This is a genomic window from Mesorhizobium sp. WSM4887, from assembly GCF_029625865.1.
Taxonomy (GTDB): domain Bacteria; phylum Pseudomonadota; class Alphaproteobacteria; order Rhizobiales; family Rhizobiaceae; genus Mesorhizobium.
Window position 1 is genome coordinate 167,258 of record NZ_JARTVP010000005.1, and the last position, 16,296, is coordinate 183,553.

A 16,296-nucleotide genomic window follows, 5' to 3' on the forward strand; every position below is an offset into this window, starting at 1 on the left:
CTAAAGTGACAGCTTGTTGATCAGACTGACAACTTGCCGATCAACCCTATCAGGTTGACAGCTTGTTGATCATATCCTGAGTGATCAGGCAGATGCCCTTTTCCGAAACGCGGAAGCGCTTGGCGTCGAGTGCCGCATCCTCGCCGACCACCAGCCCCTCCGGGATGTGGACGCCATGGTCGATGACGACGCGCTTGAGGCGCGCGTTGCGCCCAACCTGAACGTCGGGCAGCATCACCACTTCCTCGAGCTTCGCATAGGAATTGATGCGCGCGCCGGTGAAGATCAGGCTGCGGCGCAGCGATGCGCCGGAAACGATGCAGTCGCCGGACACCAGCGAGGAGATCGCCTCGCCGCGACGGCCGTCCTCGTCATGCACGAATTTGGCCGGCGGCTTCAATTCGGCATAGGTCCAGATCGGCCAATCCCGGTCGTAGAGATCGAGTTCGGGCGTGACATCGGTCAGGTCGATATTGGCTTCCCAATAGGCGTCCACCGTCCCGACGTCGCGCCAGTAAGGCTCCGACTCGTGCGAGGAGCGGACGCAGGATTTGGCGAAGCGGTGGGCGATCGCCTTACCGTGCTGGACGATGTAGGGGATGATGTCCTTGCCGAAGTCGCGGCTGGATCCTGGCTCGGCCGCGTCGCGGCGCAACTGCTCCATCAGGAACTTGGTCTTGAAGACATAGATGCCCATCGAGGCCAGCGCATGGTCCGGCTTGTCCGGTATGCCGGGCGGGTCGGCGGGTTTCTCGATGAAGGAGATGATGGTGTCCTTCTTGTCGACATGCATGACGCCGAAGCCGGTCGCCTCCATGCGCGGCACTTCGAGGCAGCCGACGGTGACATCGGCGCCGGCATCGACGTGCTGGCGCAGCATCAGCTCGTAATCCATCTTGTAGATGTGGTCGCCGGCTAGGATGACCATGTATTCGGGGCCATAGGCCTCGATGATATCGATGTTCTGGTAGACCGCATCCGCCGTGCCCTCGTACCACTGCGTTTCCGAGACGCGCTGCGAGGCGGGCAGGATGTCGAAGCTCTCGTTTCGTTCGGGGCGCAGGAAGTTCCAGCCACGCTGCAGGTGGCGGATCAGCGAGTGCGCCTTGTATTGGGTGGCGACGCCGAGACGGCGAATGCCGGAGTTGAGCGCATTGGACAGCGCAAAATCGATGATGCGCGTCTTGCCGCCGAAATAGACGGCGGGCTTGGCGCGCCGGTCGGTCAGCTCCTTGAGGCGGCTGCCGCGGCCGCCGGCCAGCACATAGGCCATGGCATCGCGCGCCAGCGGCTGGGTTCTCTTGATCTCTGCCATCGTTTGCCTCCCTCCTAAGCTGTCCGGACCTTTGCTTCGTCCGCGACGAATTCCAGCATGATCGTCGACAGCGGCGGCAAGAGCATCGTCGCCGACGTGCCGCCCCCTTCCCCGCTCGCCACGATCATGCCGCCATTGCCCATGCCGGAGCCGCCATACTCGGCGGCGTCAGTGTTGATGATCTCGCGCCACTCGCCCGCCTTTGGCAGCGGCACGCGATAGTTCTCGCGCGGCACCGGCGTGAAGTTGGAAATGACGGCGATCGGGTTGCCGTCCGGCGCGCTGCGCAGCCAGGCAAAGACCGAATTGTCGCGATCGTCGACGATCAGCCAGGAGAAGCCTTCCGGCTCGCAGTCGCGCGCATGCAGCGCCGGGCGCGAACGATAGAGGTAGTTCAAGTCCCGCACTGCCTGCCGGACGCCGCGGTGCGGGGCGTGCTCCAGCAGATTCCAGTCGAGCGCGCGTTCCTCGCTCCACTCGCGGCGCTGGGCGAATTCCTGGCCCATGAACAGGAGCTTCTTGCCGGGATAACCCCACATGAAGGCGTAGTAAGCGCGCAGCGTGGCGAATTTCTGCCAGTCGTCGCCTGCCATCTTGTGGAGCAGCGTGCCCTTGCCGTGCACGACCTCGTCATGGGAGAGCGGCAGGACGAAATTCTCGGAGAAAGCGTAGACAAGGCCGAAGGTGATGTCGTTGTGATGGTGCTTGCGGTAGATCGGCTCCTTGGAGAAATACTCCAGCGTGTCGTGCATGAAGCCCATGTTCCATTTGAAGCCGAAGCCGAGCCCGCCTTCATGCACCGGCTGCGATACCTTCGGCCATGAGGTCGATTCTTCGGCGATCGTCATCACCCCGGGATGATGGCCGTAAAGCTCCTTGTTCATCTTCTGCAGGAAGCTGACCGCCTGCAAATTCTCGCGCCCGCCTTTCTCGTTGGGGATCCACTCGCCTGACCTGCGCGAATAATCGAGGTAGAGCATCGAGGCGACAGCGTCGACGCGCAAACCGTCGACATGGTATTTTTCGGCCCAGAACAGCGCGTTGTTGACGAGGAACGACACCACCTCGCGGCGGCCGAAATTGTAGATGGCGGTATTCCAGTCGGGGTGAAAACCCTGGCGCGGGTCGGCATGCTCGTAGAGCGCGGTGCCGTCGAACTTCACCAGCCCATGCTCGTCGACGGGGAAATGCGCCGGCACCCAGTCGAGGATGACGCCGACGCCGGCACGATGCGCACCGTCGACGAAGCGGGCGAAGCCATCGGGATCGCCGAAGCGCGCGGTCGGCGCATAAAGGCCGGTCGTCTGGTAGCCCCAGGACGGATCGTAGGGGTGCTCCGAGATCGGAAGGAACTCGATATGGGTGAAGCCGGTTTCGACCACGTAAGGAATCAGCTGCGCGGCGAGCTCGTCCCAGGTGAGGAAGGTGCCGTCATCGCGCCGCTGCCACGAGCCGGCATGGACTTCGTAGATCGAGATCGCCTCGCGCCGCGGATCGGCCTTTTGCCAGAAGCTGCGATGCGCCTCGTCGCCCCATTGATGCGCCATCGGCGGCGCCGTCACCGAAGCGGTCGCCGGGCGCAGCTCGGACTCGAAGGCGAACGGATCGGCCTTGAGGGGCAGGCGCACGCCGTCGGGACCGATGATCTCGAACTTGTAAGGCTGGCCGGCGCCGAGGTCCGGAATGAACAGCTCCCAGATGCCGGTGTCCTTGCGGTCGCGCATGGTGTGCCGGCGGCCGTCCCAGTCGTTGAAGGCGCCGACCACCGAGACGCGCCGGGCGTTGGGAGCCCATACCGCGAAATGCACGCCGGTGGTCCCCTCATGCTCGATGATATGGGCGCCGAGCTTGTCGAAGAGCCTCAGGTGTGAGCCCTCCGCCATGTAGTAGTCGTCCATCGGGCCCAGCACCGGGCCGAAGGAATAAGGGTCGGTCAGCCACCAGTCGCCGCCGGCATTCCTCGCGTGATAGCGCAACGGCTGACGCTTGCGGATCGAAAGCTTGCCCTCGAAGAAGCCGGCATCGTTGCTGCGCACGAGTTCCCCGGCTTCCTTGCCGGTGAGCGTATAGGCGGTGACGCATTCGGCATTGGGTACGAAGCAGCGGGCGACAAAGCCCTTGCCGGCCGCGTGCACACCCAGAATTGCAAAGGGATCGCCATGTGTTCCGGCGACAATGGCCGCGACATCGCCGGCTGGCGCCAGTCCGTCCGGCCCGCTTGTTGCAGCGGTCGCGCGCGGCTTCCTCATCAGGCGGCGTCCCTCCCTGGGAACTATTCTGGTTTGTGCATATGTTGGCCCAAAACGGCTAGGCACTTTTGGGCGACATGCACGTCCACGTTGTCGGCAGCCTCATGCAATCACATCAGACAGGTACGTTCCAGATTTCTTTCGCGTATTGGCGAATGGTGCGATCGGACGAGAACCAGCCGACGCGGGCGACATTGCGGATGGCGCGCGCGTACCAGTCGGGACTGTTGCGCCAGACATCGTCGACCTCGCGCTGGCAGGCGGCGTAGGAGTCGAAATCGGCCGCCACCATGAACCAGTCGCTCTGATAAAGGCCGTTCATGAGGTCGCGGTAGCGGTTGGGATCGTCAGGCGAGAAGACGCCGGAGGAGATCGCCGACACCGCCTGCGACAACTCCGGCGAGGACGCGATCACGCCGCGCGGATTGTAGCCGTTGTCGCGGCGTTCGGCGACCTCGGCGGTGGTGAGGCCGAAGATGAAGATGTTGTCGTCGCCGACGCGCTCCTTGATCTCGACATTGGCGCCGTCGAGCGTGCCGATGGTCAAGGCGCCGTTGAGGGCAAACTTCATGTTGCCGGTGCCGGAAGCCTCCATGCCGGCGGTCGAGATCTGCTCGGAAAGATCGGCCGCCGGCATCATCACCTCGGCGAGGCTGACATTGTAGTTCGGGACAAACACAACCTTGAGCAGGCCGCGCGTCGAGGGATCGCCGTTGATCACCCGGGCGACGTCGTTGGCCAGTTTGATGATGAGCTTGGCGTTGTGGTAGCTCGGCGCCGCCTTGCCGCCGAAGAATTTAACCCGCGGCATCCAGTCCCGCTCGGGATGCGAGCGGATCTGGTCGTAGAGCGCGATCGCCTCCAGAATGTTGAGCAATTGGCGCTTGTATTCGTGGATGCGCTTGACCTGGATGTCGAACAGCGCTGAAGGATCGAGCCTGATGCCGAGCCGGTCGGCGACTAGGTTTGCAAGCCTCACCTTGTTCTGGCGCTTCACGGCGGCAAACTTCTCGCGGAAAGCGGAGTCGCCGGCAAGAGGATCGAGATCCTTGATCGCCTCGATGTCGTCCATGAAGCGGTTCCCGATCGCTTCGCGGGCAAGCGCGGTCAGGCCGGGATTGCACTGGATCAGCCAGCGCCTGGGCGTGATGCCGTTGGTCTTGTTGTTGATGCGGTCGGGATAGAGCTTGTGGAGATCGGCAAACACCGTCTCCTTCATCAGATCGGTGTGCAGCGCCGAGACGCCGTTGATCGAATGCGAGCCGACGAAAGCGAGATTGCCCATGCGCACGCGGCGGTCGCCATTTTCCTGGATCAGCGAGATGCGGGCGATCTGCTCGCCCGAGAATTTTCCGGTGGCCCGCGCCTCCAGGAGAACCTGGGCATTGATGGCGTAGACGATCTGCATGTGGCGCGGCAACAGACGCTCGAACAGCGGCACCGGCCAGCTTTCCAACGCCTCCGGCAGCAACGTGTGGTTGGTGTAGGCGAAGGTACGCTTGGTGATGTCCCAGGCAAGGTCGAAATCCATGCCGTGAACGTCCATCAGAAGCCGCATCAGCTCCGGCACGGCGACGGCCGGATGGGTGTCGTTCAGGTGGATCGCGGCCTTGTCGGGCAGCGACTTCAGGTCGCCGTACTGGCTGAGGTGGCGCTGGACGATGTCCTGCAGCGAAGCAGTCGAGAAGAAATATTCCTGGCGCAGCCGGAGCTCCTGCCCGGCCATGTGCGAGTCGGCCGGATAGAGAACGCGCGACAGCGCGTCGGCCTTGTTGCTTTCGGCGAGCGCGCCGATGTGGTCGCCGGCATTGAACTTGTCGAGCAGAATCGGGTCGATCGGCATGCCGGACCACAGCCGCAGCGTGTTGACGCGCTTGGCGCGCCAGCCCGCGACCGGCGTGTCATAAGCGACCGCCAGCACATGCTCGTTGGGCCTCCAGACATGGCGCTCCAGGCGGCCGTCCTTTGAGGTGATCGATTCCACCGAACCGCCGAAGCCGACCTCGAAGGAACGTTCGCGCCGCTCGAACTCCCATGGGTTGCCATGGTCGAGCCAGGTCTCCGGCAGCTCGACCTGCCAGCCGTCATGGATCTCCTGCCGGAACATGCCGTTGGCGTAGCGGATGCCGTAGCCGTGGGCGGGAATATCGACCGTTGCCATGCTTTCCATGAAGCAGGCGGCGAGCCGGCCGAGACCGCCATTGCCGAGGGCTGCGTCCGGTTCGAGGCCGGCGATGAGGTCGAGATCCACGCCGAGCGATGCCAGCGCCTCGCGCATGTTCTCCATCAGGCCGAGATTGGAGAAGGCGTCGCGCATCAGGCGCCCGATGAGGAATTCGAGCGAGAGATAGTAGACGCGCTTTTCCTGCTGGTCGTAGGCTTCCTTGGTCGCCTGGATCCAGTGATCGACGACGCGGTCGCGCACCACCTTGATCGAGGCGGTCAGCCAGTCGTAGGGCGTTGCGACGGTGGTGTCCTTGCCGACCCGGTATTTGAGCGACATCAAGACTTCTTCGGCGAGCGTCCTGGGATCGGGGTGGTCGAGAGCGGGGGCTTCGATCGTCATGGCGGGCTTCATATCGCCTCTCGTTCGGTTGGCCTGATCATAGCGGCTTTCACCGTTTCTCCTACCCCAGTTTGCCGCACTGCAGCATATAATGTTAAATCGATTTAGGACGGAGTGTCCATCCGATGCACCTGCGGCCAATTGCTATGGTGGATGGAAATCAGGCCGCCAGCGCGTCCTCCGGCGGCTTCTTGGCGCCGGTCATGAGCGCGACGGCATCCGACATCGAAATCTGCTTCGGATCGACGACGCATAGACGCCGTCCAAGCCGGTGGATGTGGATGCGATCGGCAACCTCGAAGACATGCGGCATGTTGTGCGAGATGAGCACGATCGGCAGGCCGCGCTTCTTGACGTCGAGGATCAGCTCGAGGACGCGGCGACTTTCCTTGACACCGAGCGCCGCCGTCGGTTCGTCCATGATCACCACCTTCGATCCGAAGGCGGCGGCGCGAGCCACGGCGACGCCTTGGCGCTGGCCGCCCGAAAGCGTCTCCACCGCCTGGCTGATGTTCTGGATGGTCATCAGGCCGAGTTCGGTCAGCTTGTCGCGGGCGCGCTTTTCCATCGCCGGACGATCCAGCATGCGGAACCAGCTGCCGAGCGGACCCGGTTTGCGGATCTCGCGGCCGAGAAACATGTTGTCGGCGATCGACAGCGCCGGCGACAATGCCAGGTTCTGGTAGACGGTCTCGATCCCCGCCTCGCGGGCCTCGATGGGCGATTTGAACTGGACCTGCTTGCCGTCCAGCTCAATCACCCCTTCATCGGGATGCACGGCGCCGGAGATCGCCTTGATGAGCGTCGACTTGCCGGCGCCGTTGTCGCCGATCACGGCCAGGATTTCTCCCGGGTAGAGATCGAAGTCGCAGTTGTTGAGCGCGGTCACGCGGCCGTAGCGCTTGGTCAGACCGCGCGCGGTGAGAACAGCCTGCTGGGTCATGGTTACACCGAAACCTTTCTGATCCACTGGTCGATCGCCACGGCGCCGATAATCAGGACACCGGTGAGCAGCACTTTCCATTGCGGGTCAGCGCCCAGCATGTTGAGGCCCATCGAGACGACGCCGACGATCATGGCGCCGAACAGCGTGCCGAGGATGGAGCCGCGGCCGCCAAAGAGCGAGATGCCCCCGATCACGGTCGCGGTGATCGCTTGCAGATTGTAGTCGGTGACGGCGGCGGACGGCGAGATCGAGCCGTTGCGGCCGATCGACACCCAGGCAGCGAAGGCGGCGATCAGACCGGCAAGCGTATAGACGGCCATCAGCACAGACTTGGTCTGGATACCGGAGAGTTTCGCCGCTTCCGGGTCGTCGCCGACGGCATAGACATGGCGGCCCCACGCCGTGTGGTTGAGCACATACCACAAGAGCAGCACCAACAGGACCATGGCGATGACGCCGGCCGTCAGCACGGCGGAGCCGACCCTGAAGCTCAGCGCGAAGAGATGCAGCAGCGGCGCCTGAGCGTCGACATCGGCGTCGCGGATCGTCTCATTGGCCGAGTAGATGAAATTGGTGGCCATGACGATGTTCCAGGTGCCCAGTGTCACGATGAAGGGCGGCAATTTCATATAGGCGACCAACAAGCCGTTGAGCATGCCGCAAACCGCGCCTGCGCCAAGCCCAAGCACCACGGCCAGGATTGTCGGCATGCCATAGGTGATGGCGCAGTTGCCCATGACCACCGCCGAGATGACCATCACCACGCCGATCGAAAGATCGATGCCGGCGGTCAGGATGACCAGCGTCTGGGCAGCCCCCAGGATGCCGACGATGGCGATCTGCTGCAGGATCAGCGTCAGCGTGTAGGACGAAAAGAAGCGGCCGCCGATGGCAACGCCGAAGATGATGACCGACAGCACCAGCACGATCAGCGGCACCGCCGCCGGCGTGGAGTGCAGGAAATGCTGGGCGCGCTTGACGAACGACTTGCCGTGCTCGTCGAAGGCCGCGACGCTGGAGTCGCTGCCCGAAAGTACCTTCTCGAATTCCTGAATCTGAGACATGTATCCTCCCGTATGCGCACAGCCTTCTCATTGCTGCGCGCGCCGTCGACGCCTCTTCCGGTCTGCCGCCAGGATTGTCCGCGCTTGACGAAGGCGCATCGTCCACCCGATGCGGCCGGGGATCAAGCCCCCAGCCGCAAGCTTTGTGAACCGTCAGAGCGTCAGCCCCAGCACTTGGCGAGGCCTTCCTTGGTGTCGATCGACTTGACGCCGTTGGCCGGCTTGTCGGTGACGAGATTGACGCCGGTGTCGAAGAAGTTCTTCCCTTCGGTCGGCTTCGGCTTCGTTCCGTCCTTGGCAAATTTGGCGATCGCCTCGATGCCGAGCGCCGCCATCTGCAGCGGGTACTGCTGCGAGGTGGCGCCGATAACGCCCTCGGCAACCGACTTGACGCCCGGGCAGCCGCCGTCGACCGAAACGATCAGCACCTGCTTTTCCAGACCGACGGCCTTGAGCGCCTGGTAGGCACCGACTGCGGCCGGCTCGTTGATGGTGTGGATGACGTTGATGGTGTTGTCCTTTTGCAGGAGGTTTTCCATCGCCTTGCGGCCGCCTTCCTCATTGCCGTTGGTCACGTCGTGGCCGACGATGCGCGGATCGTCTTCGTCGCCGATCTTGTTGGGATCCTTCACGTCGATGCCGTAGCCCATCATGAAGCCCTGGTCGCGCAGAACGTCGACGGTCGGCTGGGAGGGAGTGAGGTCGAGGAAGCCGATCTTGGCGTCCTTGGCCTTGTCGCCGAGCGTGGCGGCGGCCCAGGCGCCGATCAGCTTGCCGGCCTCCAGATTGTCGGTGGCGAAGGTCGCATCGGCAGCGTCGATCGGATCGAGCGGCGTGTCGAGGGCGATCACCAGCAGGCCGGCGTCACGCGCCTTCTTCACCGTCGGCACGATGCCCTTGGTGTCAGAGGCGGTGATCAGGATGCCCTTGGCGCCGTCGGCAATGCAGCTCTCGATCGCCGCGACCTGGCTCTCGCTGTCGCCGTCGATCTTGCCGGCATAGGTCTTCAGGTCGACGCCGAGTTCCTTGGCCTTGGCGGTGGCGCCTTCCTTCATCTTCACGAAGAAGGGATTGGTGTCGGTCTTGGTGATCAGGCAGGCGCCGACGCCCGCAGCCGATGCGGACGAGGCGAATGCGAGCAGGCCCAGCCCGGCCGCCGCGAATACGGTGGACTTCAGCAGCGATTTCTTGGTCACGATTTCCTCCCAATGGAACCATTCCGGACGCCGGCCAACCCGGCGCCTCGAGCGCATCCAACCATTTTTCCCAGCGTGGACGCCACCCCAAAAGACACCAGTCCGCATCATCTGTCAATAATTAAATCACTCTTATTTATTATTGACAGACTTGCGCTGTTCACTCATTCTGAACGAAAAGCCAGTGTGGGGAAACCGACGGGAGGAACAGGGTGGAGACCGGCATTGCGAGGCACGGTTCGCCCGAGGCTCTGGAGAGCCGGCTGCATCGCGGCACGAACCAGAGCGGCATGCGCGACCACAATGAAAGGCTGGTGCTGTCACTGGTGCGCCAGCATGGCAGCCTCGCCAAATCCGACATCGCGCGCATGACCGGGCTGTCGGCCCAGACGGTATCCGTCATCATGCGGGAGCTGGAAGAGGACAAGCTGCTCGTGCGCCAGGCGCCGCTGCGCGGCAAGATCGGCCAGCCGTCGATCCCGATGGCGCTCAATCCGGAAGGAGCTTTCTTCATCGGCCTCAAGATCGGCCGCCGCAGCGCCGAGCTGGTGCTGATCGACTTCCTCGGCAATGTGCGATCGATGCTGCAGAATTCCTATCGCTATCCGGCGCCGCGCGAGACGGTGGAGTTCGTCGGCGCAGGGATCAAACAAATGCGCGGGGCGCTGACTCCGGTGCAGGACAAGCGCATCGCCGGGCTCGGGATCGCCATGCCGTTCGAGCTCTGGAACTGGGCCGACACAGCCGGCGCGCCACGCGAGATCATGGACGAATGGCGCCATCGCGACATCCGCGCCGACATCCAGTCCCAATGCGACTTTCCGGTCTATCTGCAGAACGACGCCACGTCCGCTTGCGGGGCAGAGCTCGTCTTCGGCCAGGCAGGCGCGGCGCGCGACTTCGTCTATTTCTATATCGGCGCCTTTGCCGGCGGCGGCATCGTGCTCAACGGCCGCCTGTTCGGCGGGCCGACCGGCAATGCCGGCGCCTTGGGTTCGATGCCGGTGCCCGGGCCGGACGGCAAGCCGACCCAGCTTATCGATGTCGCCTCGATCGCCATGCTGGAAAAGGCGCTGAGCGCCAAGGGCATCGACGGCTCCTATCTGTGGACCTCGCCGCAGGAATGGGGCGAGATCGGCGCCGAGCTCGACGACTGGATCGCAAGTGCTGCACAAGCGCTGGCCTATGCGATCGTTGCCGCCTCGTCGGTCATCGATTTCGAGGCCGCGGTGATCGACGGCTGGATGCCCCTCGACGTGCGGCGGAGGCTTGTCGATGCGGTGACGGACGCGATCACCGGTATCGACGCCGAGGGGCTGAAGCTGCCGGTCGTACGCGAAGGAACAGTCGGCATCCATGCGCGGGCGCTTGGCGGCGCCAGCCTGCCGCTTTCCGAACGCTTCCTGATCGGACCGACGACGATTTCCAGGAGCGCCTGACCATGCTGATCGGCATTCCGTCGCTGCTCGGCCCGCAGCTTCTGGCGACGCTCAGGGCCATGGGCCATGGCGACGAGATCGCCATCGTCGACGGCAATTATCCGGCCGAGGAACAGGCGCGCAGGCTGATCCGCGCCGACGGCCATGCCGTCATTCCGGTGCTGGACGCCGTTTTGAGCGTGCTGCCGGTGGATGCGGCGGTGCCGGAGGCCCTGTTCCGCGCCTCGGTCAAAGGCGATCCGGCGCTCGCCGATCCCGTGCATCACGAGATGGAAGCGGTCTGCGCCAAACGCGCGCCGGGGCACAAGGTGATTGCGCTGGCGGGGGCCGACTTCTATGCACGCGTCAAGGCCGCGCATGCGATCGTCGCGACCAGCGAACCCAGGCTTTATGCCAACATCATCATCCGTAAGGGCGTGATCCATCCGCCGGAGACCGAGACACAATGATCCTCTGCTGTGGCGAAGCCCTGATCGACATGCTGCCGCGCACGACAGCGGAAGGCGAAGCGGCCTTCGCGCCTTATGTCGGCGGAGCGGTGTTCAACACGGCGGTCGCGCTCGGACGGCTCGGCGCTCCGGCAGGCTTCTTCTCAGGTCTCTCCTCCGACCTGTTCGGCGGCCAGCTCCGCGAGGCGCTGGGAGCCAGCAAGGTGAGCTCGACCTATGCGCACACCTCGCCCAAGCCGACCACGCTCGCCTTCGTGCGGCTCACCGATGGCCAGGCGAGCTATACGTTCTACGACGAGAACACCGCCGGGCGCATGCTCGCCATCGAGGACCTGCCGAAGCTCGGCGCCGAGATCGAGGCGATGCTGTTCGGCGCGATCAGCCTGATCTCGGAACCGGCGGGATCGGCCTATCAGGAGTTCATGCGGCGCGAGCACAACAGCCGGGTGATGATGCTCGACCCCAACATCCGGCCGAACTTCATTCCGGACAAGGCCAAGCATCTGAGGCGCATCCGCGAGATGATGGCGATGGCCGACATCGTCAAACTGTCGGACGAAGACCTCAACTGGTTCGACGAAGCGGGCTCGCACGAGGAGGTCGTGCGCAACTGGCTTGACCGCGGTCCCAGCCTGATCGTCGTCACCCATGGCAGCGAAGGCGCCGTCGGCTACAGCAGGGAGCACAAGGTCACGGTGGTGCCGCGGAAAGTGAAGGTGGTCGACACCGTCGGCGCGGGCGACACCTTCAATGCCGGCATCCTTGCCTCGCTGCACGAGCAGGGTCTGCTCACCAAAGCAGCGATCGGCGGCCTCTCGGAGGAAGCCATCCGCAGCGCGCTGGAGCTTGGCGCCAAGGCGGCCGCCGTGACGGTATCTCGGGCCGGCGCCAACCCGCCATGGCGGCACGAAATCGCCTGATCGGCTGACCGGTCCCGCCGGCGATCCGTGCCCGAGCGATCACTTTATGTTTCGAAGGGCCGGAACAGCGCGACAAGAGCCGCTTCGAATACGCTTGGAAGCCCGGATTTCCGGCTTCTTCTGGCAATGGCGCAGGCAAAAAACGGTAACAGGCTGCGACACTTGCGCAATTCGCCCTGGCCATGGGCGGCTTTTTCAGCCGTGGCAAGTCTGGTACCAGCGGGCCGGTTTACTGGCAGCTTCTGAGGCCGACATGCAGTTCATCGATCTTGGCGCGCAGCGCGAACGAATCCGCGACCGGCTGAAGGCCGCGATCGACACGGTGGTCGAAGACGGCCGTTACATCCTCGGCCCGCAAGTCGCAGAATTCGAGAACAAGCTCGCGGCTTACGTCGGCGTCAAGCATGTGGTGGCCTGCGCCAACGGCACCGATGCGCTGCTTCTGCCGCTGTTTGCGGCCGGCATCGGTCCGGGCGATGCCGTGTTCGTGCCAAGCTTCACCTTCGCCGCGACGGCCGAAGTGGTGGCGCTCGCCAAGGCCGAGCCTGTCTTCGTCGACGTCGATCCCGACACCTACAACATCGATATCGCCAGCCTCGAGGCGGCGATCGACATGATCAAGAAGCAAGGAAGGCTGAAGCCGAAGGCGATCATCCCGGTCGACCTGTTTGGACTTGCCGCCGACTACGAGGCGATCATGGCGATCGCAAAGCGCGAGAGCCTGCTGGTGATCGAGGACGCCGCCCAGTCGATGGGCGGCTCGGCCGACGGCACGATGTGCGGCGCCTTCGGCCATGTCGGCTCGACCAGCTTCTATCCGGCCAAGCCGCTCGGCTGCTACGGCGATGGCGGCGCGATGTTCACCAATGATGCTGCGCTCGCCGACAAGCTGCGCTCCTTCGCCTTCCACGGCAAGGGCGAGACGCAGTACGACAACATCCGCGTCGGCATCAATTCCCGCCTCGACACGCTGCAGGCGGCGATCCTGATCGAGAAGCTCGCCATCCTCGAGGAGGAGATGGTGGCCCGCCAGGCGGTCGCCGACCGTTACGCCAATGGGCTTGGCGACATCGTCAAGGCATCACGCAATCTCGGCCACGGCCGCTCGGCCTGGGCGCAATATGCCATCGAGACGCCGAAACGCGACGGGTTGAAGGCCCATCTCGGCGAAAAAGGCATCCCGTCGGTCATCTATTACGTGAAGCCGCTGCACGAACAAATCGCCTACCGCGATTATCCGCGTACGCCGACCGGTCTTGCGGTTTCGGAGAAGCTGCCGAAGCAGATCCTCTGTCTGCCGATGCACGCCTATCTCAGCGAAGCCGACCAAGACAAGATCATCGAGACGATCCGCAACTATATCGGCTCGAACTCGGCGCAGGTCGCGGCTGCCTGATCTCGGCCCTTGAGCGGGAGATTAAACCTCCACGCCCTTCCCCGTCGCAATGAAATACGGGTTGGCGAAATCCGTGTCAGTGGCCTGGTTGCGTTTGCCGTAGACGAGCGGCTGGCCGTCCAGCGTGCGGGTCATGCCGCCGGCGGCGCGCAGCACCGCATCGCCAGCGGCCGTGTCCCACTCCATGGTGCGGCCGAAGCGCGGATAAACGTCAGCCTCGGCGGCGGCGAGCAGGCAGAATTTCAGCGACGAGCCTATCGAGACGATTTCGGTGGCGCCGAGATCGCGGATGAAGGCTTCGGTTTCCGGCGTGTTGTGCGAGCGGCTGGCGACGACGGCGAGCGGCGTGCCGCCTGCCCGCACGGTGATTGGCCGACGGCCGGCGATACGATAGTCGCCGTCGATGTCGATCGCTTCCGCCGTCCCCGCCCGACCGGAGAAGAAACGTCCTGTGCAAGGCGCGAACACGACGCCGACTTCCGGCACGCCGTGGCGCACCAGCGCAATGTTGACGGTGAAATCGGTGCGGCGATTGACGAATTCCTTGGTGCCGTCGAGCGGATCGACGAGGAAGAAGGCACAGTCGAGGTCGGGCGTGGCAATACCCGCCGCAACCTCCTCCTCGGCGACGCAAGGGATGTCCGGATAAGCGGCGCGCAGGCCGGCCAGGATAATCTTTTCGCTTTCGCGATCGGCTTCCGTCACCGGCGAAGAGTCGGACTTGCTGTCGACGGCGCAGCCTTCGTGGAAAACGCGCATCACCGCGCGGCCGGCATCGAGCGCGAGGCTCTCGAACAGGCCAAGCATTGCCGCGTCGTCAGATGCCGCCGCCATCGTCATACTGCTCTTCGGCAACGTCGCGCTCCGTCAGCCAGTGTTCCAGGGCCTCCGCCATCTCCTCGGGCGTCCTGCCGAGAGTCTTGAGGTGAATCTCGGGGTTCTCCGGCGTCTCGTAGGGAGAATCGACGCCGGTGAAGTTCTTGATCTCGCCGCTCAAGGCGCGGGCGTAAAGGCCCTTCGGGTCGCGGCGGGCGCATTCCTCGAACGGCGTGTCGACGAACACCTCTACGAATTCCCCCTCGCCCATCAGCTCGCGCGCCATGCGCCGCTCGGCGCTGAAGGGCGAGATGAACGAGACGATGACGATCAGGCCCGCATCGGCCATCAGCTTGGCCACTTCGGCGACGCGGCGGATGTTTTCGACGCGATCCGCGTCGGTGAAGCCGAGATCGCGGTTGAGGCCGTGGCGGACGTTGTCGCCGTCGAGGATGTAGGTGTGGCGGCCGGACGCGAACAGCTTCCTCTCGAAAAGATTTGCGATCGTCGACTTGCCGGAACCGGACAGACCGGTGAACCAGAACACCGCCGGGCGCTGGTTCTTCAGGTCGGAGCGGCCGCGCTTGCCGACGTCGAGCGATTGCCAATGGATGTTCTCGGCGCGGCGCAGCGAATGCAGGATCATCCCGGCGCCGACGGTGGCGTTGCTGATGCGGTCGATCAGGATGAAGGCGCCGGTCGTGCGGTTCTCGGCGAAGGGATCGAAGGCGATCGGCGCCCGGGTCGACAGGTTGCACACCCCGACCTCGTTGAGGTCGAGGGACTTCGCCGCTTCATGCGCGAAATCGTTGACGTTGACGCGGTATTTCAGATCGGTGACGGTCGCGCTCACCTGATCGGTTTCGGTGCGCAGGATATAGGACCGGCCGGGCAGCAGGGCCTGCTCGTCGAACCAGACCAGATTGGCGGCGAACTGGTCGGCGACCTGCGGACGTGCGGCCGGCGATACCAGCATGTTGCCGCGCGAAACCTCGACCTCGTCCTCGAGGACGAGCGTGATGGCCTGGCCGGCAACAGCCTGCTCAAGGTCGCCGCCATGCGCGACGATGCGCTTGACCCGGGAGGCCCTGCCCGACTTGGCGACCACGACCTCGTCGCCTTTGGAAACGGAACCGGATGCAATGGTTCCGGCAAAGCCGCGAAAATCGAGATTGGGACGGTTCACATACTGGACGGGGAAGCGGAACGGCAATTCGATCGCCGCCTCGTCGACAGACACGGTTTCCAGATGCTCGATAAGCGACGGCCCGGAATACCAGGGCGTTCGCTCCGAGCGGCTGGTGACATTGTCGCCGAAGCGCGCCGACATCGGAATCGGCACGATACTGTTGAAGCCTAGGCTTTGCGCGAAGTCGCCGTAGTCGGCGACGATCCGGTCGAATACGGTCTTGTCGAAGCCGACGAGGTCGATCTTGTTGACGGCAAGAACGATGTGCCGGATGCCGAGCAGCGAGGCGATGATCGAATGGCGCCGGGTCTGGCGCAGCACGCCCTGGCGCGCATCGATCAGCACGATGGCGACGTCGGCGGTCGAAGCGCCCGTCGCCATGTTGCGCGTGTATTGCTCATGGCCGGGCGTGTCGGCGACGATGAACTTGCGCTTCGGGGTGGCGAAGAAGCGGTAGGCGACGTCGATTGTGATGCCCTGCTCGCGCTCGGCCTCCAGCCCGTCGACGAGTAGCGCGAAGTCGATGTCGTCGCCGGTGGTGCCGTGCTTACGAGAATCGTTCTCCAACGCGGCGAGCTGGTCCTCGAAAATCTGCTTGGTATCGGACAGCAGCCGGCCGATCAGCGTCGACTTGCCGTCGTCGACCGAGCCGCAGGTGAGAAAGCGCAGCAGCGATTTCTTCTCCTGCGCGGCCATGTAGTCGCGGATCGAATCGGTCGGGGCGAGGCTCTTGGCCAGGATGTGGCGCATG

General features: G+C 64.0%; 12 protein-coding genes. 4 read left to right on the top strand and 8 right to left on the bottom strand.

The window, feature by feature from the left end:
- Positions 1 to 49: 49 nt before the first annotated feature.
- The 6 genes from glgC to P9230_RS20270 form a co-directional block, all read right to left on the bottom strand.
- Entirely contained in the window at positions 50 to 1,315 is a 1,266-nt protein-coding gene (glgC, locus tag P9230_RS20245) for a glucose-1-phosphate adenylyltransferase (protein WP_067327922.1), read from the bottom strand.
- A 14-nt stretch (positions 1,316 to 1,329) separates the two neighbouring features.
- Positions 1,330 to 3,564 carry a 1,4-alpha-glucan branching protein GlgB gene (gene glgB, locus P9230_RS20250; protein ID WP_278120625.1) on the bottom strand — a complete coding sequence of 745 codons (2,235 nt, stop codon included), beginning with the start codon at positions 3,562 to 3,564 and terminating at the stop codon, positions 1,330 to 1,332.
- Positions 3,565 to 3,679: 115 nt separating this feature from the next.
- Positions 3,680 to 6,142, bottom strand: a complete 2,463-nt coding sequence (locus P9230_RS20255; protein ID WP_095830392.1) for a glycogen/starch/alpha-glucan phosphorylase — start codon at positions 6,140 to 6,142, stop codon at positions 3,680 to 3,682.
- A 148-nt stretch (positions 6,143 to 6,290) separates the two neighbouring features.
- The gene (locus P9230_RS20260) at positions 6,291 to 7,073 is read right to left on the bottom strand and encodes an ATP-binding cassette domain-containing protein (RefSeq protein ID WP_066997791.1); all 783 of its coding nucleotides are present in this window, start codon (positions 7,071 to 7,073) and stop codon (positions 6,291 to 6,293) included.
- Positions 7,074 to 7,075: 2 nt separating this feature from the next.
- Positions 7,076 to 8,140: an ABC transporter permease gene (locus tag P9230_RS20265; protein WP_066997793.1), complete on the bottom strand. Its 1,065-nt coding sequence runs from the start codon at positions 8,138 to 8,140 to the stop codon at positions 7,076 to 7,078.
- A 161-nt stretch (positions 8,141 to 8,301) separates the two neighbouring features.
- Positions 8,302 to 9,336, bottom strand: coding sequence for a sugar ABC transporter substrate-binding protein (locus tag P9230_RS20270; RefSeq protein WP_066998169.1), 1,035 nt, complete (start codon positions 9,334 to 9,336; stop codon positions 8,302 to 8,304).
- Between the two features lie 212 nt (positions 9,337 to 9,548).
- Between P9230_RS20270 and P9230_RS20275 the strand changes: the two genes are divergently transcribed.
- From P9230_RS20275 to P9230_RS20290, 4 genes are all read left to right on the top strand, one after another.
- Positions 9,549 to 10,775 (top strand): ROK family transcriptional regulator, encoded by a 1,227-nt coding sequence (locus P9230_RS20275; protein WP_278120626.1) that lies wholly within the window; start codon positions 9,549 to 9,551, stop codon positions 10,773 to 10,775.
- Positions 10,776 to 10,777: 2 nt separating this feature from the next.
- Positions 10,778 to 11,224 carry an RbsD/FucU domain-containing protein gene (locus tag P9230_RS20280; RefSeq protein ID WP_067327918.1) on the top strand — a complete coding sequence of 149 codons (447 nt, stop codon included), beginning with the start codon at positions 10,778 to 10,780 and terminating at the stop codon, positions 11,222 to 11,224.
- Positions 11,221 to 12,144 (top strand): carbohydrate kinase, encoded by a 924-nt coding sequence (locus P9230_RS20285; RefSeq protein WP_278120627.1) that lies wholly within the window; start codon positions 11,221 to 11,223, stop codon positions 12,142 to 12,144. The genes P9230_RS20280 and P9230_RS20285 overlap by 4 nt, the downstream gene beginning before the upstream one ends.
- 253 nt (positions 12,145 to 12,397) lie before the next feature.
- Positions 12,398 to 13,540 carry a DegT/DnrJ/EryC1/StrS aminotransferase family protein gene (locus P9230_RS20290; RefSeq protein WP_278120628.1) on the top strand — a complete coding sequence of 381 codons (1,143 nt, stop codon included), beginning with the start codon at positions 12,398 to 12,400 and terminating at the stop codon, positions 13,538 to 13,540.
- A gap of 21 nt (positions 13,541 to 13,561) precedes the next feature.
- On the opposite strand, the gene cysQ is transcribed toward P9230_RS20290, so the two are convergent.
- Positions 13,562 to 14,347, bottom strand: coding sequence for a 3'(2'),5'-bisphosphate nucleotidase CysQ (cysQ, locus tag P9230_RS20295; protein WP_278120802.1), 786 nt, complete (start codon positions 14,345 to 14,347; stop codon positions 13,562 to 13,564).
- 10 nt (positions 14,348 to 14,357) lie between these two features.
- On the bottom strand, positions 14,358 to 16,295 hold the full coding sequence (gene cysN, locus P9230_RS20300; protein WP_278120629.1) for a sulfate adenylyltransferase subunit CysN: 1,938 nt from the start codon (positions 16,293 to 16,295) through the stop codon (positions 14,358 to 14,360).
- Between the last annotated feature and the right edge of the window lies 1 nt (position 16,296).

What these genes read in the sequence shown, in the direction of transcription:
- glgC (WP_067327922.1), bottom strand. Translation starts at nt 1,315, where the DNA reads ATGGCAGAGATCAAGAGAACCCAGCCGCTGGCGCGCGATGCCATGGCC.
- glgB (WP_278120625.1), bottom strand. Translation starts at nt 3,564, where the DNA reads ATGAGGAAGCCGCGCGCGACCGCTGCAACAAGCGGGCCGGACGGACTG.
- P9230_RS20255 (WP_095830392.1), bottom strand. Translation starts at nt 6,142, where the DNA reads ATGAAGCCCGCCATGACGATCGAAGCCCCCGCTCTCGACCACCCCGAT.
- P9230_RS20260 (WP_066997791.1), bottom strand. Translation starts at nt 7,073, where the DNA reads ATGACCCAGCAGGCTGTTCTCACCGCGCGCGGTCTGACCAAGCGCTAC.
- P9230_RS20265 (WP_066997793.1), bottom strand. Translation starts at nt 8,140, where the DNA reads ATGTCTCAGATTCAGGAATTCGAGAAGGTACTTTCGGGCAGCGACTCC.
- P9230_RS20280 (WP_067327918.1), top strand. Translation starts at nt 10,778, where the DNA reads ATGCTGATCGGCATTCCGTCGCTGCTCGGCCCGCAGCTTCTGGCGACG.
- P9230_RS20285 (WP_278120627.1), top strand. Translation starts at nt 11,221, where the DNA reads ATGATCCTCTGCTGTGGCGAAGCCCTGATCGACATGCTGCCGCGCACG.
- P9230_RS20290 (WP_278120628.1), top strand. Translation starts at nt 12,398, where the DNA reads ATGCAGTTCATCGATCTTGGCGCGCAGCGCGAACGAATCCGCGACCGG.
- cysQ (WP_278120802.1), bottom strand. Translation starts at nt 14,347, where the DNA reads ATGCTTGGCCTGTTCGAGAGCCTCGCGCTCGATGCCGGCCGCGCGGTG.
- cysN (WP_278120629.1), bottom strand. Translation starts at nt 16,295, where the DNA reads ATGCGCCACATCCTGGCCAAGAGCCTCGCCCCGACCGATTCGATCCGC.